The organism is Escherichia ruysiae (assembly GCF_031323975.1).
GTDB lineage: Bacteria > Pseudomonadota > Gammaproteobacteria > Enterobacterales > Enterobacteriaceae > Escherichia > Escherichia ruysiae.
The window spans coordinates 1,845,251-1,871,338 of sequence record NZ_JAVIWS010000001.1 but is presented as its reverse complement, the minus strand read 5'-3'; the positions used below and the strand labels follow the sequence as shown (position 1 = coordinate 1,871,338).

Genomic DNA, 26,088 nt, shown 5'->3' with positions numbered 1-26,088 from the left:
TCCAAATTTGGCAATGTTACACAATTCGGGTAAATCCCGCGTTCAGATCGGCAATCAGATCGTCGACGTTTTCCAGACCAATATGCAGGCGAATCAATGTGCCGCTGAAATCAATCTTTCCTTGTGGGCGGATGGCGGCGATATGTTCCGGCTGATTCGCGAGGATCAACGATTCATAACCGCCCCACGAGTAGGCCATGCTAAATAAACTGAAGTTATCCAGATAGTTCGCCAGTTCTTCATCGTTGAGTTTTTTCTTAAGCACAAAGGAAAATAGCCCGCTGCTGCCTGTAAAGTCTCGTTTCCAGAATTCGTGACCTTTACTTTCCGGCAGAGCAGGGTGGTTAACTCGCGCTACTTGCGGATGTTCTGCCAGCCATTCAGCCACTTTCAGACTGCTTTCATGATGTTGACGCAAACGCACACCTAATGTGCGCAGGCCACGGCTGGTCATATAAGCAGTATCGGCATCGACCATTTGTCCCATCAGATAAGCGTTCTCCCGTAGTTGCTCCCAGCAACGGGCATTGCATACTGCGGTGCCGATCATGGCATCCGAGTGACCTATCAGATACTTGGTTCCCGCCTGAATCGAAATATCAATACCAAAATCAAGAGCTTGAAAAAGCACCCCGGCAGCCCAGGTGTTATCGATCATAATGATGGCGTCTGGCACGACACTGCGCACGGCAGCAACAATCGCCGGAACGTCGTGGACTTCCATAGTGATGGAGCCTGGCGATTCCAGAAAGACGATTTTAGTGTTTGGCTGCAGATGTTTAACGATATCCGCGCCAATCAGCGGATCAAACCACGATGTCGTTACGCCCAGTTTGCTGAGGATTTTGCTACAGAAATCCTGACTCGGTTCATAGGCGGTATTGGTCATCAATACATGATCGCCCTGTTCGACAAAAGCAAGAATGGAATTGGCAACGGCGGCCGCACCGCAAGGAAACAGTGCACAGCCGGCGCCACCTTCCAGTTCGCACATTGCTTCTTGTAACGAGAAGTGGGTTAACGTTCCGCGCCGTCCATAGAACAATTCGCCGTTGGCGCGATTACGCGTCGCATGTTTTTTCGCTTCAACGCTATCAAAAACCAGCGAAGAGGCGCGCTGAATCACGCTATTCACCGCGCCGAGAGTGTATTTTTTGCTGCGTCCTGCATTCACCAGTTGAGTATCAAGCTTTTTGTCCGCCATGTCGGGATTCCTGTTTTTATACGTCTGGATGTCTAAACTAGCATGAATAACAGCGAGCGCATCCTGAAGAATTGGCATAAAGAAGAAAATTTTCGCAAATGGCGTTCTGGTGGCTTTTTTACTGCGTAAACGCAAAGAAAAGAAAGCAAAGGTACGGCAGTATGCAAATAGTAATGAGAACGACTATCAATTCGACGTCGTTTTGATATTATTATGCGCAGATTTTGTGACTTGCGTCCTGGAGATACACAGTGGGTAATAATTTAATGCAGACGGACCTTTCCGTCTGGGGTATGTATCAGCACGCCGATATTGTCGTTAAGTGCGTGATGATTGGGCTTATTTTGGCCTCCGTTGTCACTTGGGCAATCTTCTTCAGTAAGAGCGTAGAGTTCTTCAATCAGAAGCGCCGTCTTAAGCGCGAGCAGCAACTGCTGGCTGAAGCGCGTTCCCTAAACCAGGCCAACGATATCGCCGCTGATTTTGGTAGCAAAAGCTTAAGCCTGCATTTGCTCAATGAAGCGCAGAACGAGCTGGAACTGTCAGAAGGCAGCGACGATAACGAAGGTATTAAAGAGCGTACCAGCTTCCGCCTGGAGCGTCGGGTCGCCGCTGTGGGGCGTCAAATGGGACGCGGTAACGGCTATCTGGCAACCATTGGCGCGATTTCGCCGTTTGTGGGGCTGTTTGGTACGGTCTGGGGCATCATGAACAGTTTTATCGGTATTGCGCAAACGCAGACCACCAACCTGGCGGTGGTTGCGCCGGGTATCGCAGAAGCATTGTTGGCAACAGCAATCGGTCTGGTGGCAGCGATTCCGGCGGTCGTTATCTATAACGTATTCGCGCGCCAGATTGGCGGCTTTAAAGCGATGCTGGGTGATGTTGCAGCGCAGGTATTGTTGCTGCAAAGTCGTGACCTGGATCTGGAAGCCAGCGCCGCTGCGCATCCGGTTCGTGTCGCACAGAAATTACGTGCAGGGTAATGCGCTATGGCAATGCATCTTAACGAAAACCTCGACGATAACGGCGAAATGCATGATATCAACGTGACGCCGTTTATCGACGTGATGTTGGTTTTGCTGATTATCTTTATGGTGGCGGCACCGTTAGCGACGGTAGATGTGAAGGTGAACTTGCCTGCTTCTACCAGCACGCCGCAGCCGCGCCCGGAAAAACCGGTTTATCTGTCGGTGAAGGCGGACAACTCGATGTTTATCGGTAACGATCCGGTCACCGATGAAACGATGGTTACGGCGCTGAATGCGTTAACCGAAGGTAAGAAAGATACCACCATCTTCTTCCGTGCGGATAAAACCGTTGATTACGAGACGTTGATGAAGGTCATGGATACGCTGCATCAGGCGGGTTATCTGAAGATAGGTCTGGTCGGCGAAGAAACTGCCAAAGCGAAGTAAAGCAGAATTGCCTGATGCGCTACGCTTATCAGGCCTACAAAATCTATCGCAACGTATTGAATTTTCATGACATGTAGGCCGGATAAGGCGTTCACGCCGCATCCGGCATTAGGTGCTCAATGCCTGATGCGACGCTGGCGCGTCTTATCAGACCTACAAAATCTATCGCAATATATTGAATTTGCATGAGTTTGTCGGCCGAATAAGGCGTTCACGCCGCACCCGGCAAGCGTTAAAAGTACGATGATGCCCGGTTGCTTCACACAACCGGGCATTTTTTTAGCCTAAATGTTCGCCGCCGCATACGCCGTGCACTTCTGCGGTGACGTAGCTCGACTCCTGACTTGCCAGATAAACATAAACAGGAGCCAGTTCCGCCGGTTGCCCCGCACGCTTCATCGGCGTTTTCTGACCAAACTGCGGGATCTTATCCTGCGTCTGTCCGCCGGAAATTTGCAGCGCCGTCCAGATAGGGCCAGGTGCGACAATGTTCACCCGAATACCTTTCTCCGCGACCTGTTTTGCCAGACCACGGCTGTAGTTCAGAATCGCCGCCTTCGTTGCCGCGTAATCCAGTAAATGCGGGCTTGGCTGGTACGCCTGGATTGACGAAGTGGTGATGATACTGGCACCTTTTGGCAGCAGGGGAATCGCTTCCTGGGTTAACCAGAACAGCGCGAAAACGTTAATGGCAAAGGTCTTTTGAAACTGTTCGCTGGTGAGGTCTGCAATATCAGGAATGGCAACCTGTTTCCCGGCGACCAGCGCCATAATATCCAGCCCGCCTAACGCCTTATGCGCGTCGTGAACCAGCGAACGGGCAAATTTCTCATCGCTTAAATCGCCCGGCAGCAGAACGACTTTGCGTCCGCATTCTTCAATAATCTTTTTCACATCCTGGGCGTCTTCTTCTTCCGCCGGAAGATAACTGATCGCCACGTCAGCGCCTTCACGCGCGTAAGCGATGGCGGCAGCACGACCGATACCAGAATCGCCCCCTGTCACCAGTGCTTTACGATCTTTCAGGCGACCGCTACCAACATAAGTTTTCTCGCCACAATCCGGCACCGGCGTCATCTTCGCCTGGATGCCTGGCGTCGGTTGTTTCTGTTTGGGATATTCACCAGTGTAATACTGCGTGGTCGGGTCTTTTAAATGAGACATCGCTTTTCTCCCTTCAGGTTCAACGTCCTTTAAGGGTAGACGCTCTCGATGCGTTAATCAGGGAACCAGGAAGATCCCTAAACCTCAGAATTATGCGACAAAGGTTTAACGTATATGTTGATTTGCTGTTGCGCGCTGTTTACTCAATTGCGATATACTGTTGCCCGTTTTAACTACACGACAGGAATGTATGGAACGTTTTCTTGAAAATGCAATGTATGCTTCTCGCTGGCTGCTTGCCCCCGTGTACTTTGGCCTTTCGCTGGCGTTAGTTGCCCTGGCGCTGAAGTTCTTCCAGGAGATTATTCACGTACTACCGAATATCTTCTCGATGGCGGAATCTGATTTGATCCTCGTGTTGCTGTCGCTGGTGGATATGACACTGGTTGGCGGTTTGCTGGTGATGGTGATGTTTTCCGGTTATGAGAATTTCGTCTCACAACTGGATATCTCCGAGAACAAAGAGAAGCTGAACTGGCTGGGGAAAATGGACGCAACGTCGCTGAAAAACAAAGTAGCAGCGTCGATTGTGGCAATCTCTTCCATTCACTTACTGCGCGTCTTTATGGATGCGAAAAACGTGCCTGATAACAAACTGATGTGGTACGTCATTATCCATCTGACATTTGTGCTCTCTGCATTTGTGATGGGCTATCTTGACCGACTGACTCGTCATAATCACTGATCTGATTCGGGCGCGGTTCTCGCGCCCGTTATCAATACGTCATTTATCGGACGACGCCTGCCACAGATTCAGCTCGCCATCGGCGATATGCTGGTCAATCTGCACTAACTCCTCGGTGCTAAACGTCAGATTATTCAGCGCCTGCACGTTCTCCTCCAGTTGCTCCGCACGGCTGGCACCAATCAATACCGACGTCACTCGCTCATCTTTCAGCAACCAGCTTAACGCCATTTGCGCCATTGATTGTCCACGCTGCTGTGCCATTTCATTCAATAAGCGCAGGCTGTTGAGGTTGGCTTCGGTGAGCATTTTCGGCGTCAGACCACGAACTTTATGACCTTCGCGATGCATCCGTGAATCCTCCGGAATACCGTTGAGATATTTTCCGGTCAGCAATCCCTGAGCCAGAGGAGTAAAGGCAATGCAGCCCACGCCGTTATTTTGCAGGGTATCCAGCAGGCCGCTTTTATCTACCCAGCGGTTCAGTAAATTGTACGAAGGTTGATGAATTAACAGCGGAATTTTCCACTCGCGCAGTAACTCGACCATTTTTTGTGTCCGCTCTGGCGAGTAAGAGGAGATCCCGACATAAAGCGCCTTACCGCTTTGCACAGCATGAGCCAGCGCAGAGGCGGTTTCTTCCATCGGCGTATTTTCATCGACGCGATGAGAGTAAAAAATATCGACATATTCCAGACCCATACGCTTCAGGCTTTGGTCGAGGCTGGCGAGCAGGTATTTACGTGAACCGCCAGAGCCGTAAGGGCCGGGCCACATATCGTAGCCAGCCTTGGTTGAGATAATCAGTTCATCGCGATAAGCGGCAAAATCCTCGCGCAGCAGGCGACCAAAGTTCTCTTCTGCGCTTCCTGGAGGTGGCCCATAGTTATTGGCTAAATCAAAGTGCGTAATGCCTAAATCAAACGCTTTACGCAGGATCGCACGCTGTGATTCCAGCGCGTTAACGTGACCGAAATTGTGCCATAAACCGAGCGATAACGCGGGCAGGCGTAAACCGCTTTTTCCGCAATAGCGGTATTGCATCTGCCCGTAACGTTCGGGATTTGCTAACCAGACCATGACCTCTCCTTTCAACCGTTCAATTTCGAAACAATGTTTCTAGTTTAGCGATTCGCCAGCGTGTATCCCGTAGTGTGGCTCACAGAGTGACGAAAAACTGGGCAAAAACACGTGCTTATGCTTTGCTTAAAAAAACACCAGTTGAGGAGTGCAACGATGCCGCGTTTAACCGCCAAAGATTTCCCACAAGAGTTGCTGGATTACTACGACTATTACGCTCATGGGAAAATCTCGAAACGTGAGTTCCTCAACCTTGCGGCGAAGTATGCGGTGGGCGGGATGACGGCATTAGCGTTGTTTGATTTGCTCAAGCCAAATTATGCGCTGGCGACTCAGGTAGAGTTTACCGACCCGGAAATTGTTGCTGAGTACATCACGTATCCTTCGCCAAATGGTCACGGCGAGGTACGGGGTTATCTGGTGAAGCCCGCGAAGATGAGCGGCAAAACGCCAGCCGTGGTGGTGGTGCATGAGAATCGTGGACTGAATCCGTATATCGAAGATGTGGCACGGCGAGTGGCGAAGGCAGGGTACATCGCCCTGGCGCCAGACGGTTTAAGCTCCGTGGGTGGATATCCGGGGAACGATGATAAAGGTCGTGAGCTGCAACAGCAGGTCGATCCGACTAAGTTGATGAATGATTTCTTTGCCGCAATTGAGTTTATGCAACGCTATCAGCAAGCCACGGGCAAAGTGGGTATTACTGGATTTTGCTATGGCGGTGGTGTCTCAAACGCGGCTGCGGTGGCATATCCGGAACTGGCCTGCGCGGTGCCGTTTTATGGTCGCCAGGCACCCACCGCTGATGTGGCGAAAATCGACGCACCTTTACTGCTTCACTACGCTGAACTGGACACCCGAATCAACGAAGGCTGGCCTGCTTATGAGGCGGCGTTGAAAGCGAATAATAAGGTCTATGAGGCGTATATTTATCCGGGGGTTAATCACGGATTCCATAATGATTCCACGCCCCGTTATGACAAATCTGCCGCCGATCTTGCCTGGCAAAGGACGCTGAAATGGTTCGACAAATATCTCTCCTGATGGGTTTATCTCTTTCTGGATAACATTCTTAACATGCTGAAAAAAATAGCGTGCGCAAAAGTCGTTCTTTGCCTAAAATATCGCTATATAGGTTCATATATAACGTTTAAGGGCAAAACGATGAATAACCATTTTGGTAAAGGCTTAATGGCGGGATTAAAAGCAACACATGCCGACAGTGCGGTTAATGTGACTAAATTCTGTGCTGATTATAAGCGTGGATTTGTATTAGGCTACTCGCACCGGATGTATAAAAAGACCGGTGACCGCCAGCTCAGTGCTTGGGAAGCGGGTATTCTGACGCGCCGTTATGGACTGGATAAAGAGATGGTAATGGATTTCTTTCGTGAGAATAATTCCTGTTCTACATTACGATTTTTTATGGCTGGTTATCGCCTCGAAAATTGATCAAACATACGTATTATCTTGCTTTAATTAATTACACTAATGCTTCTTCCCTTCGTTTTAGCGCCCCGCCGCAGTATCATGACAATGATAACCATAATAAATGTGTGGTAAATGGCGCATCGATCGCATTATTGATTTTGCGGTTGAGGCAAAATATATGCCAGGTCTTCGCAACGGAATAACTATAAATGACTGGAGATAACACCCTCATCCATTCTCACGGCATTAATCGTCGTGATTTCATGAAGCTTTGTGCAGCATTAGCCGCCACCATGGGGCTGAGTAGCAAAGCCGCCGCAGAGATGGCCGAATCGGTCACTAACCCGCAGCGCCCGCCGGTTATCTGGATTGGCGCGCAGGAATGCACCGGTTGTACGGAATCTCTGCTTCGTGCAACGCATCCAACGGTAGAAAACCTCGTGCTGGAGACCATCTCTCTGGAGTATCACGAAGTCCTTTCCGCCGCATTCGGCCATCAGGTTGAAGAGAACAAACATAACGCGCTTGAGAAGTATAAAGGGCAGTATGTGTTGGTTGTGGATGGTTCCATCCCATTAAAAGATAACGGTATTTACTGCATGGTTGCCGGTGAGCCGATTGTGGATCACATCCGCAAAGCGGCAGAAGGCGCAGCAGCCATTATTGCTATCGGTTCTTGCTCCGCGTGGGGCGGTGTCGCCGCAGCTGGGGTTAACCCCACCGGCGCGGTCAGCCTGCAAGAAGTTCTGCCGGGCAAAACCGTTATCAACATTCCAGGCTGTCCGCCGAACCCGCACAACTTCCTTGCGACCGTTGCGCACATCATCACTTACGGCAAACCGCCGAAACTGGATGACAAAAATCGTCCGACCTTCGCCTATGGCCGTCTGATTCACGAACACTGCGAACGTCGCCCGCACTTCGATGCTGGTCGTTTTGCCAAAGAGTTCGGTGATGAAGGCCACCGCGAAGGCTGGTGCCTGTACCACCTTGGCTGTAAAGGCCCTGAAACTTACGGCAACTGCTCAACGCTGCAATTCTGCGACGTTGGCGGCGTGTGGCCGGTGGCGATTGGTCACCCGTGCTATGGCTGTAACGAAGAAGGTATCGGCTTCCATAAAGGCATCCATCAGCTTGCCAACGTCGAAAATCAGACGCCACGCTCACAAAAACCGGACGTGAATGCTAAAGAAGGCGGCAACGTCTCTGCGGGCGCTATCGGTTTGCTTGGCGGCGTGGTTGGGCTGGTTGCCGGTGTCAGCGTGATGGCGGTGCGTGAACTGGGTCGTCAGCAAAAGAAAGATAACGCTGACTCACGGGGAGAATAAACCGTGAACAGACGTAATTTTATTAAAGCAGCCTCCTGCGGGGCATTGCTGACGGGCGCGTTGCCGTCGGTCAGCCATGCGGCTGCTGAAAACCGCCCGCCAATTCCGGGATCGCTGGGTATGTTGTATGACTCGACCTTGTGCGTAGGCTGCCAGGCTTGCGTCACCAAGTGTCAGGATATCAACTTCCCTGAACGTAACCCACAAGGGGAACAGACCTGGTCGAACAACGACAAACTGTCGCCATACACCAATAACATCATTCAGGTGTGGACCAGCGGCACGGGGGTCAACAAAGACCAGGAAGAGAACGGCTACGCGTACATTAAGAAACAGTGTATGCATTGCGTCGATCCGAACTGTGTCTCTGTGTGCCCGGTCTCCGCGCTGAAAAAAGATCCGAAAACCGGCATTGTCCATTACGACAAAGACGTGTGCACCGGCTGCCGTTACTGCATGGTTGCCTGCCCGTACAACGTGCCGAAGTACGACTACAACAACCCGTTTGGTGCGCTGCATAAGTGCGAGCTGTGCAACCAGAAAGGTGTGGAACGTCTCGATAAAGGCGGTCTGCCTGGCTGCGTAGAAGTGTGCCCGGCGGGCGCGGTGATTTTTGGTACTCGTGAAGAGCTGATGGCTGAGGCGAAAAAACGTCTGGCACTGAAGCCAGGCAGCGAATACCACTATCCGCGTCAGACGCTGAAATCTGGCGACACTTACCTGCACATGGTGCCGAAATATTATCCGCATCTGTACGGCGAGAAAGAGGGCGGCGGTACTCAGGTTCTGGTACTGACGGGTGTTCCTTATGAAAATCTCGACCTACCGAAGCTGGACGATCTTTCTACCGGTGCGCGTTCCGAAAATATTCAACACACCCTGTATAAAGGCATGATGCTACCACTGGCTGTGCTGGCGGGCTTAACCGTGCTGGTTCGTCGCAACACCAAAAACGACCATCACGACGGAGGAGACGATCATGAGTCATGATCCACAACCGCTGGGCGGCAAAATCATCAGTAAACCGGTCATGATTTTTGGACCGTTAATCGTCATCTGTATGCTCCTGATTGTGAAACGTCTGGTGTTCGGTCTGGGCTCTGTCTCCGACCTGAACGGCGGCTTCCCGTGGGGCGTGTGGATCGCGTTTGACCTGCTGATCGGCACCGGCTTTGCCTGTGGCGGCTGGGCGCTGGCGTGGGCGGTATACGTCTTTAACCGTGGGCAATACCATCCGCTGGTGCGTCCGGCGCTGTTGGCGAGTCTGTTTGGTTACTCACTGGGTGGCTTGTCGATCACTATCGACGTGGGTCGCTACTGGAACCTGCCGTACTTCTACATTCCGGGTCACTTCAACGTGAACTCGGTACTGTTCGAGACGGCGGTCTGTATGACTATCTACATCGGCGTGATGGCACTGGAGTTTGCTCCGGCACTGTTTGAACGTCTGGGCTGGAAGGTGTCGCTCAAACGTCTGAACAAGGTGATGTTCTTCATCATCGCGCTTGGTGCGCTGCTGCCGACCATGCACCAGTCTTCAATGGGGTCGCTGATGATCTCGGCGGGCTACAAGGTGCATCCGCTGTGGCAGAGCTATGAAATGTTGCCGCTGTTCTCGCTGCTGACGGCGTTCATCATGGGCTTCTCGATTGTCATCTTTGAAGGTTCGCTGGTGCAGGCGGGTCTGCGCGGCAATGGTCCGGATGAGAAGAGCCTGTTCGTCAAGCTGACCAACACCATCAGTGTGTTGCTGGCGATTTTCATCGTGCTGCGCTTTGGTGAGCTAATCTATCGTGACAAGCTGTCCTTAGCGTTTGCCGGTGACTTCTACTCCGTGATGTTCTGGATTGAAGTCCTGCTGATGCTCTTCCCGCTGGTCGTTCTGCGTGTGGCGAAGCTGCGCAATGATTCCCGTATGCTGTTCCTGTCAGCACTGAGCGCGCTGTTAGGTTGTGCAACCTGGCGTCTGACCTATTCGCTGGTGGCATTTAACCCAGGCGGCGGTTACGCCTACTTCCCGACCTGGGAAGAACTGTTGATTTCTATTGGTTTTGTGGCTATTGAGATTTGCGCTTACATCGTACTCATTCGTCTACTGCCGATACTTCCTCCTTTAAAACAAAACGATCATAATCGTCATGAGGCGAGCAAAGCATGAGCCAGAGAATTACTATTGATCCGGTAACCCGTATTGAAGGGCATTTACGCATCGATTGCGAAATCGAAAATGGCGTCGTTTCGAAAGCATGGGCTTCCGGAACCATGTGGCGCGGCATGGAAGAGATCGTGAAAAACCGCGATCCGCGCGATGCATGGATGATTGTGCAACGTATCTGTGGCGTATGTACTACCACTCACGCGCTGTCTTCCGTTCGTGCGGCAGAGAGTGCGCTGAATATCGACGTTCCGGTTAACGCGCAATACATCCGTAACATCATTCTGGCTGCGCACACCACGCATGACCATATCGTTCATTTCTATCAGCTTTCGGCGCTGGACTGGGTGGACATCACTTCTGCACTGCAAGCTGACCCAACCAAAGCCTCCGAAATGCTGAAAGGCGTTTCGACCTGGCATCTGAACAGTCCGGAAGAGTTCACCAAAGTTCAGAACAAGATCAAAGAGCTGGTTGCCAGCGGTCAGTTGGGTATTTTCGCCAACGGCTACTGGGGTCACCCGGCGATGAAACTGCCGCCGGAAGTGAACCTGATTGCGGTAGCTCACTACCTGCAGGCGCTGGAGTGCCAGCGTGACGCTAACCGCGTCGTGGCTCTGCTGGGCGGTAAAACGCCGCACATTCAGAACCTGGCGGTAGGTGGGGTCGCTAACCCAATCAACCTCGACGGTCTGGGCGTGCTGAACCTTGAGCGCCTGATGTACATCAAGTCTTTCATCGACAAGCTGAGCGACTTTGTTGAGCAGGTTTACAAGGTTGATACCGCAGTTATCGCCGCGTTCTACCCTGAATGGCTGACGCGCGGTAAAGGTGCAGTGAACTACCTGAGTGTGCCGGAATTCCCGACCGACAGCAAAAATGGCAGCTTCCTGTTCCCGGGCGGCTACATTGAGAATGCGGATCTGTCCTCGTATCGTCCGATCACTTCCCATTCCGATGAATACCTGATCAAAGGGATTCAGGAAAGCGCGAAGCACTCCTGGTATAAAGACGAAGCACCGCAGGCACCGTGGGAAGGCACAACCATTCCTGCTTATGATGGCTGGTCTGACGACGGTAAATACTCGTGGGTGAAATCACCGACTTTCTACGGCAAAACGGTAGAAGTGGGTCCGCTGGCGAACATGCTGGTGAAACTGGCGGCAGGACGCGAGTCTACCCAGAACAAACTGAATGAAATCGTTGCAATTTATCAGAAACTGACTGGCAACACGCTGGAAGTGGCGCAACTGCACTCCACGCTGGGGCGTATTATTGGTCGTACTGTTCACTGCTGCGAATTGCAGGATATCCTGCAAAATCAATACAGTGCACTGATCACCAATATCGGCAAAGGCGACCACACCACGTTCGTGAAGCCGAACATTCCGGCAACGGGTGAGTTCAAAGGCGTTGGCTTCCTTGAAGCACCGCGCGGTATGCTCTCTCACTGGATGGTGATCAAAGACGGTATCATCAGCAACTATCAGGCAGTTGTTCCGTCAACCTGGAACTCTGGCCCGCGTAACTTCAATGATGACGTCGGCCCTTACGAACAGTCGCTGGTAGGCACGCCGGTTGCTGATCCGAATAAACCGCTGGAAGTGGTGCGTACCATTCACTCCTTCGACCCGTGCATGGCCTGCGCGGTACACGTAGTGGATGCCGACGGCAACGAAGTGGTTTCAGTGAAGGTTCTGTAATGCGTATTTTAGTCTTAGGGGTCGGCAATATTTTGCTGACCGATGAAGCCATCGGTGTGCGGATTGTCGAAGCGTTAGAGCAACGATACATTCTGCCGGATTATGTTGAAATCCTCGATGGCGGCACGGCGGGAATGGAGCTGCTTGGCGACATGGCAAATCGCGATCATCTGATCATTGCGGATGCCGTTGTGTCGAAAAAGAACGAGCCGGGAACGATGATGATCCTGCGGGATGAAGAAGTTCCGGCGTTGTTTACTAACAAAATCTCTCCGCATCAGCTTGGCCTGGCCGACGTATTGTCGGCCCTGCGCTTCACCGGCGAGTTTCCGAAAAAGCTGACGCTGGTCGGCGTGATCCCGGAATCACTGGAGCCGCACATCGGCTTGACGCCGACGGTAGAAGCGATGATTGAACCTGCGCTTGAGCAGGTTCTGGCTGCGTTGCGCGAATCAGGCGTGGAAGCTATCCCACGGGAGGCTGCTCATGACTGAAGAGATAGCAGGTTTCCAGACCTCCCCTAAGGCGCAAGTACAGGCAGCGTTTGAAGAAATTGCCCGGCGTTCGATGCACGATCTTTCTTTTCTGCATCCTTCAATGCCGGTGTATGTTTCCGACTTTACGCTGTTCGAAGGTCAGTGGACGGGGTGTGTGATCACCCCGTGGATGCTGAGTGCAGTTATCTTCCCCGGCCCGGATCAACTCTGGCCGCTGCGCAAAGTGAGTGAAAAAATCGGTCTGCAACTGCCGTATGGCACTATGACCTTTACCGTTGGTGAACTGGACGGTGTTTCGCAATACCTCTCCTGCTCGCTGATGTCGCCGCTTTCGCACAGCATGTCGATTGAAGAGGGTCAACGCCTGACGGATGACTGTGCGCGAATGATCCTTTCGCTGCCGGTCACCAATCCGGATGTACCACACGCAGGGCGTCGCGCCCTGCTGTTTGGTCGCAGGAGTGGCGAAAATGCATGAGTTGTCGCTTTGCCAGAGCGCCGTTGAGATTATCCAACGGCAGGCGGAGCAGCACGATGTTAAGCGCGTCACCGCCGTGTGGCTGGAAATTGGCGCGCTCTCCTGCGTTGAGGAGAGCGCCGTCCGTTTTAGTTTTGAAATTGTCTGCCAGGGAACGGTGGCGCAAGGGTGCGATTTACATATCGTCTATAAACCCGCCCAGGCCTGGTGTTGGGATTGCAGCCAGGTAGTGGAGATTCATCAGCACGATGCGCAGTGCCCGCTCTGTCATGGCGAGCGGTTGCGTGTCGATACCGGCGATTCGCTGATCGTCAAAAGTATTGAAGTTGAATAAGACTGCGGACAATGCCTGAAAAGCGCACGGACGGTTCCCTCGCCCCTCCGGGGAGAGGGGTAAGGTGAGGGGAAACACCCAAAGGTTTTTTTCGCGTTTGTCTGCAATCGAAATAACCGGAGTTAACAATGTGTATTGGCGTTCCAGGCCAGGTGCTGGCTGTCGGTGAAGATATTCACCAGCTTGCGCAGGTTGAAGTATGTGGTATCAAGCGCGACGTGAATATCGCGCTGATTTGCGAAGGTAACCCTGCCGATCTGCTGGGCCAGTGGGTACTGGTGCACGTCGGATTTGCCATGAGTATCATCGACGAAGACGAAGCCAAAGCCACATTAGACGCACTGCGCCAAATGGATTACGACATTACCAGCGCGTGAAAATTAGCTTTCGTAGGCCTGATAAGACGCGGCAGCGTCGCATCAGGCATTGTGCTCGATTGCCGGATGCGGCGTAAACGCCTTATCCGGTCTACATCGGCCTTTATGGCTTGCTGCGACGAACACCAACCCTTACCCCTGACGCTTATCTTCCGTATTCGTCTCAAAATCACTGGCGTCATGGCGCTCATGCAACTGCTCGTTCAGCGGTCCGTTGGTGCGGTTAACAATACGCCCACGCTTCACCGCCGGACGTTCGCCCACTTCTTTCGCCCAGCGTTGCACGTGCTTATAACTGCCCGCATCAAGAAACTCTGCGGCATCATATACGCCGCCTAACACCACGTTGCCAAACCACGGCCAGATTGCCATATCAGCAATGGTGTACTCATCGCCCGCAACAAACTTATGCTGCGCCAGTTGCTTATCAAGCACGTCGAGCAGGCGCTTGGCTTCCATGGTAAAGCGGTTGATGGCGTACTCAATTTTCACCGGCGCGTAATGGTAAAAGTGACCAAAACCACCGCCGAGGAACGGCGCAGCGCCCTGTAACCAGAACAACCAGTTCAGTGTTTCCGTCCGTTTTGCCAAATCCTGCGGCAAGAAGTAGCCAAATTTCTCTGCCAGATAAAGCAGGATCGAACCAGACTCAAACACGCGGATTGGCGGATTATGCGTATGATCGCGCAGCGCGGGGATCTTCGAGTTCGGATTCACTTCCACAAAGCCGCTGGAGAATTGATCGCCATCGCCAATGCGAATCAGCCAGGCGTCGTACTCTGCACCAGTAACGCCCAGCGCCAGCAGCTCCTCAAGCATAATCGTTACTTTCTGACCGTTTGGCGTGCCCAGAGAATAGAGCTGTAACGGGTGCTTGCCAACCGGCAGCGTTTTTTCATGCGTCGGGCCAGAAACCGGGCGATTGATATTGGCGAATGCGCCGCCAGCAGATTTATCCCACGTCCAGACTTTCGCGGGCTGATAAGTATTGTCTGTCATACTGAATTGCCTTCTGAGTGGTAGTGTTGAAGCAGTGTAGCAGTTCGATTGCTATACAGATTGTGAATTTTTTAACCCTTTGCGCCAGCCGCTGCGTTGAGGTGTATGATAAGTCAGACCTCTGTCCGGTTAATGTCGCTGAGCAGGTAATCAGAGCACAACAATTACGCCAACTGCTTAGGTTGTATTGTTAAAGGTAAAGTGATGAGCAAAGGAACGACCAGCCAGGATGCCCCGTTCGGGACATTATTGGGCTACGCCCCAGGTGGTGTAGCAATCTACTCTTCAGATTACAGTTCTCTCGATCCGCAGGAATACGAAGATGACGCCGTATTCCGTAGCTATATCGACGACGAATATATGGGCCACAAATGGCAATGCGTTGAATTTGCTCGCCGTTTTCTCTTTCTGAATTACGGTGTGGTCTTCACAGACGTGGGTATGGCGTGGGAGATTTTCTCGCTGCGCTTTCTGCGTGAAGTGGTTAACGACAACATCCTGCCGTTGCAGGCATTTCCTAACGGTTCGCCGCGTGCGCCAGTCGCGGGTGCGCTTCTTATCTGGGATAAAGGCGGAGAATTTAAAGACACCGGCCATGTCGCCATCATTACCCAATTGCATGGCAACAAAGTTCGCATTGCTGAACAAAACGTGATTCATTCCCCGTTGCCGCAAGGGCAGCAGTGGACACGCGAACTGGAGATGGTGGTCGAAAACGGCTGCTATACCCTCAAAGACACGTTTGATGACACCACCATTCTGGGCTGGATGATCCAGACGGAAGATACTGAATACAGCTTACCGCAGCCGGAAATTGCAGGCGAGCTGCTGAAAATCAGCGGAGCGCGCCTGGAAAACAAAGGCCAGTTTGACGGTAAATGGCTGGATGAAAAAGATCCGCTGCAAAACGCCTATGTGCAGGCCAACGGTCAGGTGATCAATCAGGATCCATATCATTATTACACCATTACCGAGAGTGCCGAGCAGGAGTTGATTAAAGCTACCAACGAGCTGCACCTGATGTATCTTCACGCTACCGATAAGGTGCTGAAAGATGACAACCTGCTGGCATTGTTCGATATTCCAAAAATCCTCTGGCCGCGTTTGCGCCTCTCCTGGCAGCGTCGCCGGCACCATATGATCACTGGTCGCATGGATTTCTGTATGGATGAGCGTGGCCTGAAGGTCTACGAATACAATGCCGATTCCGCCTCTTGTCATACTGAAGCGGGCTTGATCCTCGAACGTTGGACGGAGCAAGGCTATAAAGGCAACGGCTTCAATCCGGCGGAAGGGCTGATTAACGAACTGGCAGGCGCATGGAAACACAGTCGTGCACGTCCATTTGTCCATATCATGCAGGACAAAGATATCGAGGAGAACTATCACGCGCAGTTTATGGAGCAGGCGCTGCAACAGGCGGGCTTTGAAACGCGTATCTTGCGCGGGCTGGATGAACTGGGCTGGGATGCTGCCGGGCAACTGATTGATGGGGAAGGGCGACTGGTTAACTGCGTATGGAAAACCTGGGCGTGGGAAACCGCGTTTGATCAGATTCGTGAAGTCAGCGACCGTGAGTTTGCTGCGGTGCCGATTCGTACCGGGCATCCGCAAAATGAAGTACGTCTAATCGACGTATTGCTGCGCCCGGAAGTGCTGGTCTTTGAGCCGCTGTGGACGGTGATCCCCGGCAACAAAGCGATTCTGCCGATCCTCTGGTCGCTGTTCCCGCACCATCGCTATCTGCTGGATACTGATTTCACTGTTAATGATGAACTGGTGAAAACCGGTTATGCCGTGAAGCCGATTGCCGGTCGCTGTGGCAGCAATATTGACCTCGTCAGCCATCATGAAGAGGTGCTTGATCAGACCAGCGGTAAATTTGCCGAGCAGAAAAACATCTATCAACAGTTGTGGTGCTTGCCGAAAGTGGACGGTAAATACATCCAGGTATGTACCTTCACCGTTGGCGGCAACTATGGCGGGACTTGCTTGCGCGGCGATGAATCACTGGTCATCAAAAAAGAGAGTGATATTGAACCGTTAATTGTGGTGAAAGAGTAATACATGTTGTAGCAACCTCGTACTGATTATAAAGAGTAATCAGTACGGGGATTAATCAAAATATTTAATGTTTATATATTTTATTATTTATTCATTTCACGCATGAATATATGGACTGACGAAATGTCTGTGTATTAATTATATCTAATAATTTTGAATGAATGCTTATTGTCTGATACACAAGAAATAACACTCTTTTTATCGTTAAAAATGATATTTCACTTTGCCCGCGCCGTGAAAGTCACTGATAATGCCTCCGTTCGTAAATTCAAAATGGCGTAATCTAATATATGCTAAATTTATTTGTTGGCCTTGATATATATACGGGGCTTTTGTTATTACTTGCTCTGGCATTTGTGTTGTTCTACGAAGCAATCAATGGTTTTCATGACACGGCAAATGCGGTGGCAACCGTTATTTATACCCGAGCCATGCAACCACAACTTGCTGTGGTGATGGCGGCATTTTTTAACTTTTTTGGCGTATTGCTTGGCGGACTTAGCGTCGCCTATGCCATCGTCCATATGTTGCCAACCGATTTGCTGCTGAATATGGGGTCAACCCACGGTCTGGCGATGGTCTTTTCCATGCTGCTGGCGGCGATTATCTGGAATCTGGGAACGTGGTTTTTTGGTTTACCGGCCTCCAGTTCGCATACTTTAATTGGCGCGATTATCGGCATCGGTTTAACTAATGCGATGTTAACCGGCTCATCGGTGATGGACGCGTTAAATCTGCGTGAAGTGACCAAGATTTTCTCCTCACTGATTGTCTCCCCAATTGTGGGGCTGGTGATTGCGGGAGGACTGATTTTCCTGCTGCGTCGCTTCTGGAGCGGCACGAAAAAGCGTGACCGTATTCACCGCATTCCTGAAGATCGCAAAAAGAAAAAAGGCAAACGTAAACCGCCATTCTGGACGCGTATTGCACTGATTGTTTCCGCTGCGGGCGTGGCGTTTTCGCATGGTGCGAACGATGGACAAAAAGGGATCGGTCTGGTGATGCTGGTGCTGGTGGGAATTGCGCCCGCCGGGTTTGTCGTCAATATGAACGCCTCCGGCTATGAAATTACCCGTACCCGCGATGCTGTCACTAACTTTGAACATTATCTGCAACAGCATCCTGAATTGCCGCAGAAATTGATTACGATGGAACCCCCGCTGCCTGCGACTCAGACGGATGGCACACAAGTGACGGAGTTTCACTGTCATCCGGCAAATACCTTTGATGCCATCGCGCGCGTTAAAACGATGTTGCCGGGTAATATGGAAAGCTATGAGCCGTTAAACGTGACTCAGCGCAGTCAGCTGCGCCGCATTATGCTTTGCATCTCTGATACTTCCGCTAAGCTGGCGAAACTGCCAGGCGTCAGTAAAGAAGACCAGAACCTGCTGAAAAAACTGCGCAGCGATATGTTAAGTACCATTGAATACGCTCCGGTGTGGATCATTATGGCGGTGGCACTGGCGCTGGGTATTGGCACCATGATTGGCTGGCGTCGTGTGGCGATGACCATCGGTGAGAAGATTGGTAAGCGTGGCATGACGTATGCGCAAGGCATGGCGGCGCAGATGACGGCGGCGGTATCTATTGGCCTTGCCAGTTATATTGGGATGCCAGTTTCCACAACACACGTACTTTCTTCGGCGGTAGCAGGGACGATGGTCGTGGATGGTGGAGGCTTACAGCGTAAAACGGTAACCAGCATCCTGATGGCGTGGGTGTTTACCTTACCGGCGGCGATTTTTCTGTCTGGTAGTTTGTACTGGATAGCATTGCAGTTAATTTAACCTTCCTGAAAATGCCCGGTACTGGCGATCGGGCATTTTCATCTCTGATTAGTGATAACCCCGTGCTGTCATAAAATCCGTAATTGCTTTTTCTGCGTCAACCAGTACCTGTTCCAGCGGCTGGTTGGCATCGATATCAACCAGTTGTGCACCGCCAAAGGTTAACTGTGGCGTTATGGCAATCTTCCTTGCCAGCGATTCCCGTTTATGGTCGGGTTTACGCGCGCAGGCAACTTCAAGGTCAACATTGAGTTTGATAACCAAATCAGGCTTATGACTTGCCATCCAGTGAAACGCTTTACGTTCCTGGCTTGCCAGCCATGAGACAAAACGACCGCCTTTAACGTTAGGTGGAAACACCGTACCATCGTAAGCGCCAGGAATTTGGTTCTGCGGAAAACGGTCGGTTAAAACAATTAACCCGCGACGACGACAGGCGAGCATATGACGAAAGCGCAGTAAGCGACGGGCAACAAACGCCGTAATTACCAGCGCCGGAACCGGCCCCGGTAATTTTTTTGCCGTTTTCACTTCATTTTTTTCAATGGTTTTATGCAGGGATTTTCCCATCAACGGTAGTTTTGTCACCGCGCGTCCGACATTCCCTGCCTGTTTTCCAAGATGAACTCTTTCGGCGGCACCATATTTTTCGACAACGGTAATAAGATGTTCACACACCGTTGACTTGCCTGAACCATCGCTACCAATAACGGCAATTAATGGAGGGGTTATTGACTGCATGAATATATCCTTAAATTTAAATATCCACCCAAAATATTTATTTGATTAATATGTTTTTATGAAAGTGTAATTCAGGTCAATACCACAATTAACCATTGTCACAATAAGATTGAGCAGATATTCTGAGCACGGACCACGTAATATTCAATACATTATTTGCTGCCGGGTTTTTCGTGAATCAACGTAATATGTCAATAATTAATTCCACGCCAGTGCGTGTTATTGCCATTGTGGGGTGTGATGGTTCAGGTAAATCGACTCTCACAGCAAGTCTGGTGAATGAACTGGCAACAAAAATGCCAACAGAACACATTTATCTCGGGCAGTCTTCCGGGAGAATTGGCGAATGGATATCACAGCTCCCCATTATTGGTGCACCTTTTGGGGGTTATCTGCGGGGTAAAGCGGCACATGTGCATGAAAAGCCGTCAACGCCGCCTGGCAATATTACCGCACTGGTTATTTATTTGCTTTCCTGCTGGCGAGCCTACAAGTTTCGCAAAATGTTGCGTAAAAGCCAGCAGGGCTATCTGTTGATTACCGACCGTTACCCACAGGTCGAAGTGCCAGGTTTTCGCTTTGATGGTCCGCAACTGGCAAAAACCTCTGGCGGTAACGGCTGGATAAAAATGTTAAGGCAACGCGAGCTGAAACTATACCAGTGGATGGCATCTTATTTGCCTGTGTTATTGATTCGTCTTGCTATTGATGAACAGACGGCATTTTCCCGCAAACCCGATCATCAACTGGCGGCGTTACAGGAAAAAATCGCCGTTACGCCACAACTGACGTTCAATGGCGCAAAGATACTGGAACTGGACGGGCGACAACCTGCTGATGAAATCCTGCAAGCCTCATTATGCGCGATTCACGCCGCACTTTCCTGATCACCAAAATGGATAGGGGATGATTTACGAATGGATGCACTACAAACACAAACTGTTAATAGTACAACCGCACCGCAGACCAACTATATTCCGGGGCTGATTGCGGTGGTTGGGTGCGATGGCACCGGTAAATCTACGCTGACCACCGATCTGGTTAAATCGCTGCAACAACACTGGCAAACTGAGCGGCGCTATCTGGGGCTGCTATCCGGCGAAGACGGCGACAAAATTAAACGCTTGCCGCTCGTTGGCGTCTGGCTGGAACGGCGTCTGGCGGCCAAATCCTCGAAAACCCAAAGCATGAAAACCAAATCTCCGGCGCTATGGGCGGCGTTGATTATGTATTGCTTCTCGCTGCGAAGAATGACGAATCTGCGCAAGGTTCAGCGGCTGGCGCAAAGTGGCGTTCTGGTGGTCAGCGATCGCTTTCCGCAGGCTGAAATTTCCGGTTTTTATTATGACGGACCGGGGATTGGCGTCGAACGTGCCAGCGGCAAAATCAACATGTTTCTGGCACAGCGCGAGCGGCGCTTATATCAACAAATGGCGCAATATCGTCCTGAATTAATTATTCGTCTGGGCATTGATATTGATACCGCCATCTCCCGCAAGCCAGATCACGACTATGCCGAGTTGCAGGACAAAATCGGCGTCATGTCGAAGATTGGCTATAACGGCACAAAAATTCTTGAGATTGATTCCAGAGCGCCCTACCGCGACGTGCTGGAACAGGCGCAGAAAGCGGTTTCTCTGGTTGCCATCGTTTCTGACCGCCGAAGTTTAACTTAAGGCTGGTGGCTATTTTTCATTATCAACGATAAGGTCTGGCTGAATTGGCGGGTTTTAACATCAAACATTGGTTTGCAGATGGAGCCTTTCGCACCATTATTCGCAATAGCGCCTGGTTAGGCTCCAGCAATGTCGTGAGCGCCTTGCTGGGTTTACTGGCGCTCTCGTGCGCTGGTAAAGGGATGACGCCAGCGATGTTTGGCGTACTGGTGATTGTGCAATCGTATGCCAAGTCGATCAGCGATTTTATTAAGTTTCAGACATGGCAGTTGGTAGTGCAGTACGGAACGCCAGCCTTAACCAACAATAATCCCCAACAATTTCGCAATGTCGTCTCGTTTTCCTTTTCGCTGGATATCGTCAGCGGCGCGGTGGCGATTGTCGGCGGCATTGCCTTACTGCCATTTCTTTCTCACTCATTAGGTCTGGATGACCAAAGTTTTTGGCTGGCGGCGCTCTATTGCACGCTCATTCCTTCAATGGCTTCCTCCACGCCGACCGGCATTCTGCGTGCGGTAGATCGCTTCGATTTGATTGCTGTACAGCAGGCGACGAAGCCTTTTCTGCGCGCAGCGGGGAGCGTAATCGCCTGGTATTTTGACTTTGGTTTTGCGGGGTTTGTTATAGCCTGGTACGCCTCGAATCTGGTTGGCGGCACCATGTACTGGTGGTTTGCTGCGCGCGAATTGCGCCGCAGAAATATCCATAACGCGTTTAAATTGAATCTGTTCGAGTCTGCCCGACACATCAAAGGGGCGTGGAGTTTTGTCTGGTCAACCAACATTGCCCACTCCATCTGGTCGGCGCGTAACTCGTGCAGCACAGTGCTGGTGGGGATTGTGTTGGGGCCAGCCGCAGCCGGGTTATTTAAAATTGCCATGACATTCTTCGACGCAGCCGGGACGCCGGCGGGTTTGCTGGGTAAAAGTTTTTATCCAGAAGTAATGCGCTTAGATCCGCGCACTACCAGACCGTGGTTGTTAGGCGTGAAGTCAGGGTTACTGGCTGGCGGAATCGGTGTTCTGGTGGCGCTCGCGGTGCTAATCGTCGGCAAACCGCTCATTTCGCTGGTATTTGGCGTCAAATATCTCGAAGCATATGACCTGATCCAGGTGATGCTTGGCGCGATTGTTATTTCGATGCTGGGCTTCCCGCAGGAGTCATTGCTATTGATGGCGGGTAAACAGCGAGCCTTCCTCGTGGCGCAAACCATCGCTTCAATCGGCTACATCGTTTTGCTGTTCATGTTTTGTCATCTGTTTGGCGTGCTGGGAGCAGCGTTTGCTTATTTCGGCGGTCAATGTCTGGACGTGGCGCTCTCACTAATTCCGACCTTAAAGGCGTTCTTTCAGCGCCATTCATTGCTTTATAACGCAGCCGGAGAGAAATCCTGATGATGAGAAAATATTTCCCGCTTGAGGCGAGCGAGCGTTTATTTGTTGCGATTGAGGAAGATGATGTTGTTGACGCGCAGGTCAGTTTGCCGCCGACAATCGCCCTGGGTTGTACCGCCGAAATCATCCATGATAATTACGCGTTATGCCTGCAATTCTGGCTAAATGGCGTTGATCATAAGGAGTTGCTGCGTTTAATCCATAAACAAGCCAAAGGCGAGGGACTTACGGCTGACGAGCGCAAACAATTTAAATACATGCGAGCGCGCTATAAGCATTTACGTTTTGCTCAACGGTTGTATTTAAAGAAGCATCAGGCCGGATTTTTATTCGACAAAACGACGGTATGTCTGGGCCATTTTCAGGATGGTTTTCGTAACGGTAAGAAAAATATCGTGTCGTATTACGGTAACCTGTTACGGATTTATTTAAGCTCTCCGGTCTGGTCGTTAGTGAACTGGTCATTACGCCATAGCCAGTTAGAAAGCGTGAATGGTTTTATTGCCTATCGGCAAAAGCAAATGCATATCCTGAAAGAGATTATTGCCAAACCGCGACTAACCGGCAGGGAATTTCATGATGTGCGAAAAATCATCAGTCAGCAGGTTTCTTATTACGACACCCTAAGATCGCTTGATCCTGAAAATAAAGAGGCGTTACAGATTTCCCGCTTCCTCGCTGCCATTAATGGTCTGATGGGGGATAAGCACGACGACATGGTGGCGGATGATATGGAAAACCGCCGGTCATATGACGCACCGGTGGCGCTGGATAGCGATATTCGCCAGCGTTTAGAGCTGCTTATCTCGCGTTTTCCGCTATATCCGGAGCAATAATGCCATCTCGTCGGATTGTCGCTCTGATTATCGCACTCTTAGCACCAGGCACGGCGGCGCATAATTTCATCAATGGGAAGCAGGTTACGCCTGTTTATATCCAGGAAGGCGGCGAGCTACTGCTTGATAACGACGAAATTTACTACCAAAAGTGGAACAGTACGCAACTGAAGGGAAAAGTCCGCATTATCCAGTATATCGCCGGGCGCAAGTCGGCAAAGAAAAAGAACTCACTGTTAATCAAAGCAGTAGAAGTGGCGAACTTTCCGCAGGATCGTTTTCAGCCCACCACCATTGTGAATACCGATGATGCTATCTTTGGTACAGGCTATTTTGTGAGCGGTAAAATCGAGAAAAATAAACGCCGCTATCCATGGGCGCAATTCGTTATTGACGGCAATGGTCTGGGACGCGTTGCCTGGCTATTACCGGAGCAGAGTTCAACCATTCTGGTATTGAATAAAGCCGGGCAAATTCAGTGGGCAAAGGACGGCAGCCTGACGCCGGAAGAGGTAGATCATGTTATTGCGCTGGCGCAGAAGCTGATCAATGAATAAAAAACTCAAAGGATTGAGGGCGTTAGTGAGATGAAGCTGGTTGAACATTACATCATGCGCGGTACGCGCCGTCTGGTGCTGATTATCGTCGGTTTTCTGATCTTTATTTTCGCCAGCTATTCCGCCCAGCGTTATCTGACCGAAGCGGCAAATGGCACTTTAGCTCTCAACGTTGTGCTGGATATCGTTTTCTACAAGGTGCTGATTGCACTGGAGATGTTGTTACCGGTTGGCCTGTATGTGTCGGTTGGCGTGACGCTTGGGCAGATGTATACCGACTCAGAAATTACCGCAATTTCTGCGGCGGGAGGCAGCCCGGCGCGTTTGTATAAAGCTGTTCTTTACCTTGCAATACCGTTAAGTATTTTTGTCACCGTTTTGTCGATGTATGGTCGGCCGTGGGCTTATGCGCAGATTTATCAACTGGAGCAACAGTCGCAGTCGGAGTTGGATGTCCGCCAGCTACGGGCAAAGAAATTTAATACTAACGATAATGGGCGGATGATCCTCTCGCAGACGGTTGATCAAGACAATAATCGCCTGACTGACGCGCTGATATACACTTCTACAGCCAATCGAACCCGCATTTTTCGTGCCCGCTCCGTTGATGTTATCGATCCCTCTCCGGACAAACCGACCGTCATGTTGCATAACGGCACAGCCTATCTTCTCGATCATCAGGGCAATGACGACAACGAACAGATCTACCGCAATCTACAATTATATCTGAATCCGCTGGATCAAAGCCCTAACGTCAAACGCAAAGCGAAGTCGGTCACGGAGCTGGCGCATTCTGTCTTTCCTGCCGATCATGCCGAATTGCAATGGCGACAAAGCCGTGGCGTGACTGCGTTGTTAATGGCATTGATGGCTATCTCTTTAAGTCGGGTAAAACCACGGCAGGGGCGATTTTCTACCTTATTGCCTTTAACGTTACTGTTTATTGCCATTTTTTATGGCGGAGATGTTTGCCGCACTCTGGTGGCAAACGGTGCAATTCCTGTTATCCCTGGTTTGTGGTTAGTGCCTGGACTGATGTTGACTGGTTTGTTAGTGCTGGTCGCACGCGACTTCTCTTTGCTGCAGAAATTTTCCCGATGAATGTCTTCAGTCGCTATTTAATCCGTCACCTGTTTCTCGGTTTTGCCGCTGCCGCAGGGCTACTGCTACCGCTTTTTACCACCTTCAACCTGATTAACGAGCTGGATGATGTCAGCCCTGGCGGTTATCGCTGGACTCAGGCGGTGCTGGTGGTGGTGATGACCCTGCCGCGCACACTGGTCGATCTTGCGCCGTTTATCGCGTTATTAGGGGGGATTGTCGGTCTCGGGCAGTTATCGAAAAACAGTGAACTTACCGCCATTCGCAGCACGGGATTTTCCATTTTCCGTATCGCGCTGGTGGCGCTGGTCGCCGGAATGCTGTGGACAGTCTCGTTAGGCGCGATTGATGAGTGGGTAGCGTCGCCATTGCAGCAACAGGCGATGCAAATCAAATCGACCTCCACCGCGTTAGGGGTAGACGATGACATCACCGGCAACATGTTGTGGGCCAGACGTGACAATGAATTTGTGACGGTGAAATCGCTGAATGAACAGGGCCAGCCGGTAGGTGTGGAGATATTTCATTACCGCGACGATCTGTCACTCGAATCTTACATTTACGCGCGCAGCGCCACCATCGAAGACGATAAAACATGGCTCCTGCACGGTGTGAATCATAAAAAATGGCTTAACGGCAAAGAAACGCTGGAAACATTAGATAATCTGCCGTGGCAATCGGCATTCACCAGTATGAATCTCGAAGAGTTATCGATGCCGGGTAATAGCTTTTCTGTCCGCCAGCTCAACCATTACATCCATTATTTGCAGGCAACCGGGCAACCGAGCAGTGAATATCGTCTGGCACTGTGGGAAAAGCTGGGACACCCCATCTTAACTCTGTCGATGATTTTACTGGCTGTGCCGTTTACCTTTAGCGCCCCGCGCTCACCGGGGATGGGCAGCCGTCTTGCTGTGGGCGTCATCGTTGGCTTGCTTACCTGGATTAGCTATCAAATCATAGTCAACCTGGGATTGTTATTTGCGTTGAGCGCCCCCGTTACTGCGCTAGGTTTACCAATCGCATTTGTGCTGGTGGCGTTGAGCCTGGTGTATTGGTATGACAGTCAACACTAA

At 51.0% G+C, this 26,088-nt stretch carries 27 protein-coding genes; 22 read left to right on the top strand and 5 right to left on the bottom strand.

The features are described from left to right. Positions 1-16: 16 nt before the first annotated feature. Positions 17-1,204, bottom strand: coding sequence for a cystathionine beta-lyase (metC, locus tag RGV86_RS09200; protein ID WP_010347810.1), 1,188 nt, complete (start codon positions 1,202-1,204; stop codon positions 17-19). A 251-nt stretch (positions 1,205-1,455) separates the two neighbouring features. Between metC and exbB the strand changes: the two genes are divergently transcribed. Both exbB and exbD read left to right on the top strand, forming a co-directional pair. Continuing rightward, positions 1,456-2,190 carry a tol-pal system-associated acyl-CoA thioesterase gene (gene exbB, locus RGV86_RS09195; protein WP_000527844.1) on the top strand — a complete coding sequence of 245 codons (735 nt, stop codon included), beginning with the start codon at positions 1,456-1,458 and terminating at the stop codon, positions 2,188-2,190. Between the two features lie 6 nt (positions 2,191-2,196). Further along, complete coding sequence (gene exbD, locus RGV86_RS09190) at positions 2,197-2,622, top strand: TonB system transport protein ExbD (protein ID WP_001240714.1); 426 nt, start codon at positions 2,197-2,199, stop codon at positions 2,620-2,622. A 279-nt stretch (positions 2,623-2,901) separates the two neighbouring features. On the opposite strand, the gene yghA is transcribed toward exbD, so the two are convergent. Then, on the bottom strand, positions 2,902-3,786 hold the full coding sequence (yghA, locus tag RGV86_RS09185; protein WP_032226275.1) for an NADP(+)-dependent aldehyde reductase: 885 nt from the start codon (positions 3,784-3,786) through the stop codon (positions 2,902-2,904). Positions 3,787-3,976: 190 nt separating this feature from the next. Here yghA and RGV86_RS09180 point away from each other — a divergent pair, with 190 nt between their 5' ends. Continuing rightward, positions 3,977-4,471, top strand: a complete 495-nt coding sequence (locus RGV86_RS09180; RefSeq protein WP_000439331.1) for a TIGR00645 family protein — start codon at positions 3,977-3,979, stop codon at positions 4,469-4,471. 39 nt (positions 4,472-4,510) lie between these two features. Here the strand turns inward: RGV86_RS09180 and gpr are convergent, their stop codons facing one another. Next, positions 4,511-5,551, bottom strand: coding sequence for an L-glyceraldehyde 3-phosphate reductase (gene gpr / locus RGV86_RS09175; protein ID WP_085461191.1), 1,041 nt, complete (start codon positions 5,549-5,551; stop codon positions 4,511-4,513). A 156-nt stretch (positions 5,552-5,707) separates the two neighbouring features. Between gpr and yghX the strand changes: the two genes are divergently transcribed. From yghX to hybG, 10 genes are all read left to right on the top strand, one after another. After that, positions 5,708-6,595 carry a YghX family hydrolase gene (gene yghX / locus RGV86_RS09170; RefSeq protein ID WP_141031281.1) on the top strand — a complete coding sequence of 296 codons (888 nt, stop codon included), beginning with the start codon at positions 5,708-5,710 and terminating at the stop codon, positions 6,593-6,595. Positions 6,596-6,715: 120 nt separating this feature from the next. Next, positions 6,716-7,003: a DUF2623 family protein YghW gene (gene yghW / locus RGV86_RS09165; protein ID WP_001059138.1), complete on the top strand. Its 288-nt coding sequence runs from the start codon at positions 6,716-6,718 to the stop codon at positions 7,001-7,003. Between the two features lie 188 nt (positions 7,004-7,191). After that, positions 7,192-8,310 carry a hydrogenase 2 small subunit gene (gene hybO / locus RGV86_RS09160; RefSeq protein WP_000145410.1) on the top strand — a complete coding sequence of 373 codons (1,119 nt, stop codon included), beginning with the start codon at positions 7,192-7,194 and terminating at the stop codon, positions 8,308-8,310. 3 nt (positions 8,311-8,313) lie between these two features. After that, positions 8,314-9,300: a hydrogenase 2 operon protein HybA gene (gene hybA, locus RGV86_RS09155; RefSeq protein WP_085461189.1), complete on the top strand. Its 987-nt coding sequence runs from the start codon at positions 8,314-8,316 to the stop codon at positions 9,298-9,300. Further along, a complete protein-coding gene (gene hybB, locus RGV86_RS09150) occupies positions 9,290-10,468 on the top strand; it encodes a Ni/Fe-hydrogenase cytochrome b subunit (RefSeq protein WP_000017694.1) in 1,179 nt (392 codons plus the stop codon). The genes hybA and hybB overlap by 11 nt, the downstream gene beginning before the upstream one ends. After that, positions 10,465-12,168 carry a hydrogenase 2 large subunit gene (hybC, locus tag RGV86_RS09145; RefSeq protein WP_085461188.1) on the top strand — a complete coding sequence of 568 codons (1,704 nt, stop codon included), beginning with the start codon at positions 10,465-10,467 and terminating at the stop codon, positions 12,166-12,168. The genes hybB and hybC overlap by 4 nt, the downstream gene beginning before the upstream one ends. Then, positions 12,168-12,662 carry a HyaD/HybD family hydrogenase maturation endopeptidase gene (locus RGV86_RS09140; protein ID WP_085461187.1) on the top strand — a complete coding sequence of 165 codons (495 nt, stop codon included), beginning with the start codon at positions 12,168-12,170 and terminating at the stop codon, positions 12,660-12,662. The genes hybC and RGV86_RS09140 overlap by 1 nt, the downstream gene beginning before the upstream one ends. After that, entirely contained in the window at positions 12,655-13,143 is a 489-nt protein-coding gene (gene hybE / locus RGV86_RS09135) for a hydrogenase-2 assembly chaperone (protein ID WP_000134014.1), read from the top strand. The genes RGV86_RS09140 and hybE overlap by 8 nt, the downstream gene beginning before the upstream one ends. Continuing rightward, entirely contained in the window at positions 13,136-13,477 is a 342-nt protein-coding gene (gene hypA, locus RGV86_RS09130) for a hydrogenase maturation nickel metallochaperone HypA (RefSeq protein WP_000544957.1), read from the top strand. The genes hybE and hypA overlap by 8 nt, the downstream gene beginning before the upstream one ends. Positions 13,478-13,605: 128 nt before the next feature. Then, positions 13,606-13,854 (top strand): hydrogenase maturation factor HybG, encoded by a 249-nt coding sequence (gene hybG / locus RGV86_RS09125; protein ID WP_000334896.1) that lies wholly within the window; start codon positions 13,606-13,608, stop codon positions 13,852-13,854. Positions 13,855-13,986: 132 nt separating this feature from the next. On the opposite strand, the gene yghU is transcribed toward hybG, so the two are convergent. After that, entirely contained in the window at positions 13,987-14,853 is an 867-nt protein-coding gene (yghU, locus tag RGV86_RS09120) for a glutathione-dependent disulfide-bond oxidoreductase (protein ID WP_000131798.1), read from the bottom strand. 204 nt (positions 14,854-15,057) lie between these two features. Here yghU and gss point away from each other — a divergent pair, with 204 nt between their 5' ends. Both gss and pitB read left to right on the top strand, forming a co-directional pair. Next, positions 15,058-16,917 (top strand): bifunctional glutathionylspermidine amidase/synthase, encoded by a 1,860-nt coding sequence (gss, locus tag RGV86_RS09115; RefSeq protein WP_010347796.1) that lies wholly within the window; start codon positions 15,058-15,060, stop codon positions 16,915-16,917. 290 nt (positions 16,918-17,207) lie between these two features. After that, positions 17,208-18,707 (top strand): inorganic phosphate transporter PitB, encoded by a 1,500-nt coding sequence (pitB, locus tag RGV86_RS09110; RefSeq protein ID WP_000933309.1) that lies wholly within the window; start codon positions 17,208-17,210, stop codon positions 18,705-18,707. Positions 18,708-18,755: 48 nt separating this feature from the next. Here the strand turns inward: pitB and RGV86_RS09105 are convergent, their stop codons facing one another. After that, complete coding sequence (locus tag RGV86_RS09105) at positions 18,756-19,448, bottom strand: dTMP kinase (RefSeq protein WP_001190761.1); 693 nt, start codon at positions 19,446-19,448, stop codon at positions 18,756-18,758. 173 nt (positions 19,449-19,621) lie between these two features. Between RGV86_RS09105 and RGV86_RS09100 the strand changes: the two genes are divergently transcribed. From RGV86_RS09100 to lptG, 7 genes are read left to right on the top strand one after another with little or no spacing between them, the layout of a single operon-like run. Further along, complete coding sequence (locus RGV86_RS09100; protein WP_085461185.1) at positions 19,622-20,335, top strand: dTMP kinase; 714 nt, start codon at positions 19,622-19,624, stop codon at positions 20,333-20,335. Positions 20,336-20,365: 30 nt separating this feature from the next. Then, positions 20,366-21,124 (top strand): nucleoside/nucleotide kinase family protein, encoded by a 759-nt coding sequence (locus tag RGV86_RS09095; protein ID WP_085461184.1) that lies wholly within the window; start codon positions 20,366-20,368, stop codon positions 21,122-21,124. 44 nt (positions 21,125-21,168) lie between these two features. After that, positions 21,169-22,518: a lipopolysaccharide biosynthesis protein gene (locus tag RGV86_RS09090; RefSeq protein WP_032226271.1), complete on the top strand. Its 1,350-nt coding sequence runs from the start codon at positions 21,169-21,171 to the stop codon at positions 22,516-22,518. Continuing rightward, positions 22,518-23,354, top strand: a complete 837-nt coding sequence (locus RGV86_RS09085; protein WP_085461183.1) for a hypothetical protein — start codon at positions 22,518-22,520, stop codon at positions 23,352-23,354. Before RGV86_RS09090 ends, RGV86_RS09085 begins: the two co-directional genes overlap by 1 nt. Beyond that, positions 23,354-23,911 (top strand): YtfJ family protein, encoded by a 558-nt coding sequence (locus RGV86_RS09080; RefSeq protein WP_137598336.1) that lies wholly within the window; start codon positions 23,354-23,356, stop codon positions 23,909-23,911. Before RGV86_RS09085 ends, RGV86_RS09080 begins: the two co-directional genes overlap by 1 nt. A gap of 30 nt (positions 23,912-23,941) precedes the next feature. Further along, the gene (gene lptF, locus RGV86_RS09075; protein ID WP_085461181.1) at positions 23,942-25,012 is read left to right on the top strand and encodes an LPS export ABC transporter permease LptF; all 1,071 of its coding nucleotides are present in this window, start codon (positions 23,942-23,944) and stop codon (positions 25,010-25,012) included. Beyond that, complete coding sequence (lptG, locus tag RGV86_RS09070) at positions 25,009-26,088, top strand: LPS export ABC transporter permease LptG (protein ID WP_137598335.1); 1,080 nt, start codon at positions 25,009-25,011, stop codon at positions 26,086-26,088. The genes lptF and lptG overlap by 4 nt, the downstream gene beginning before the upstream one ends.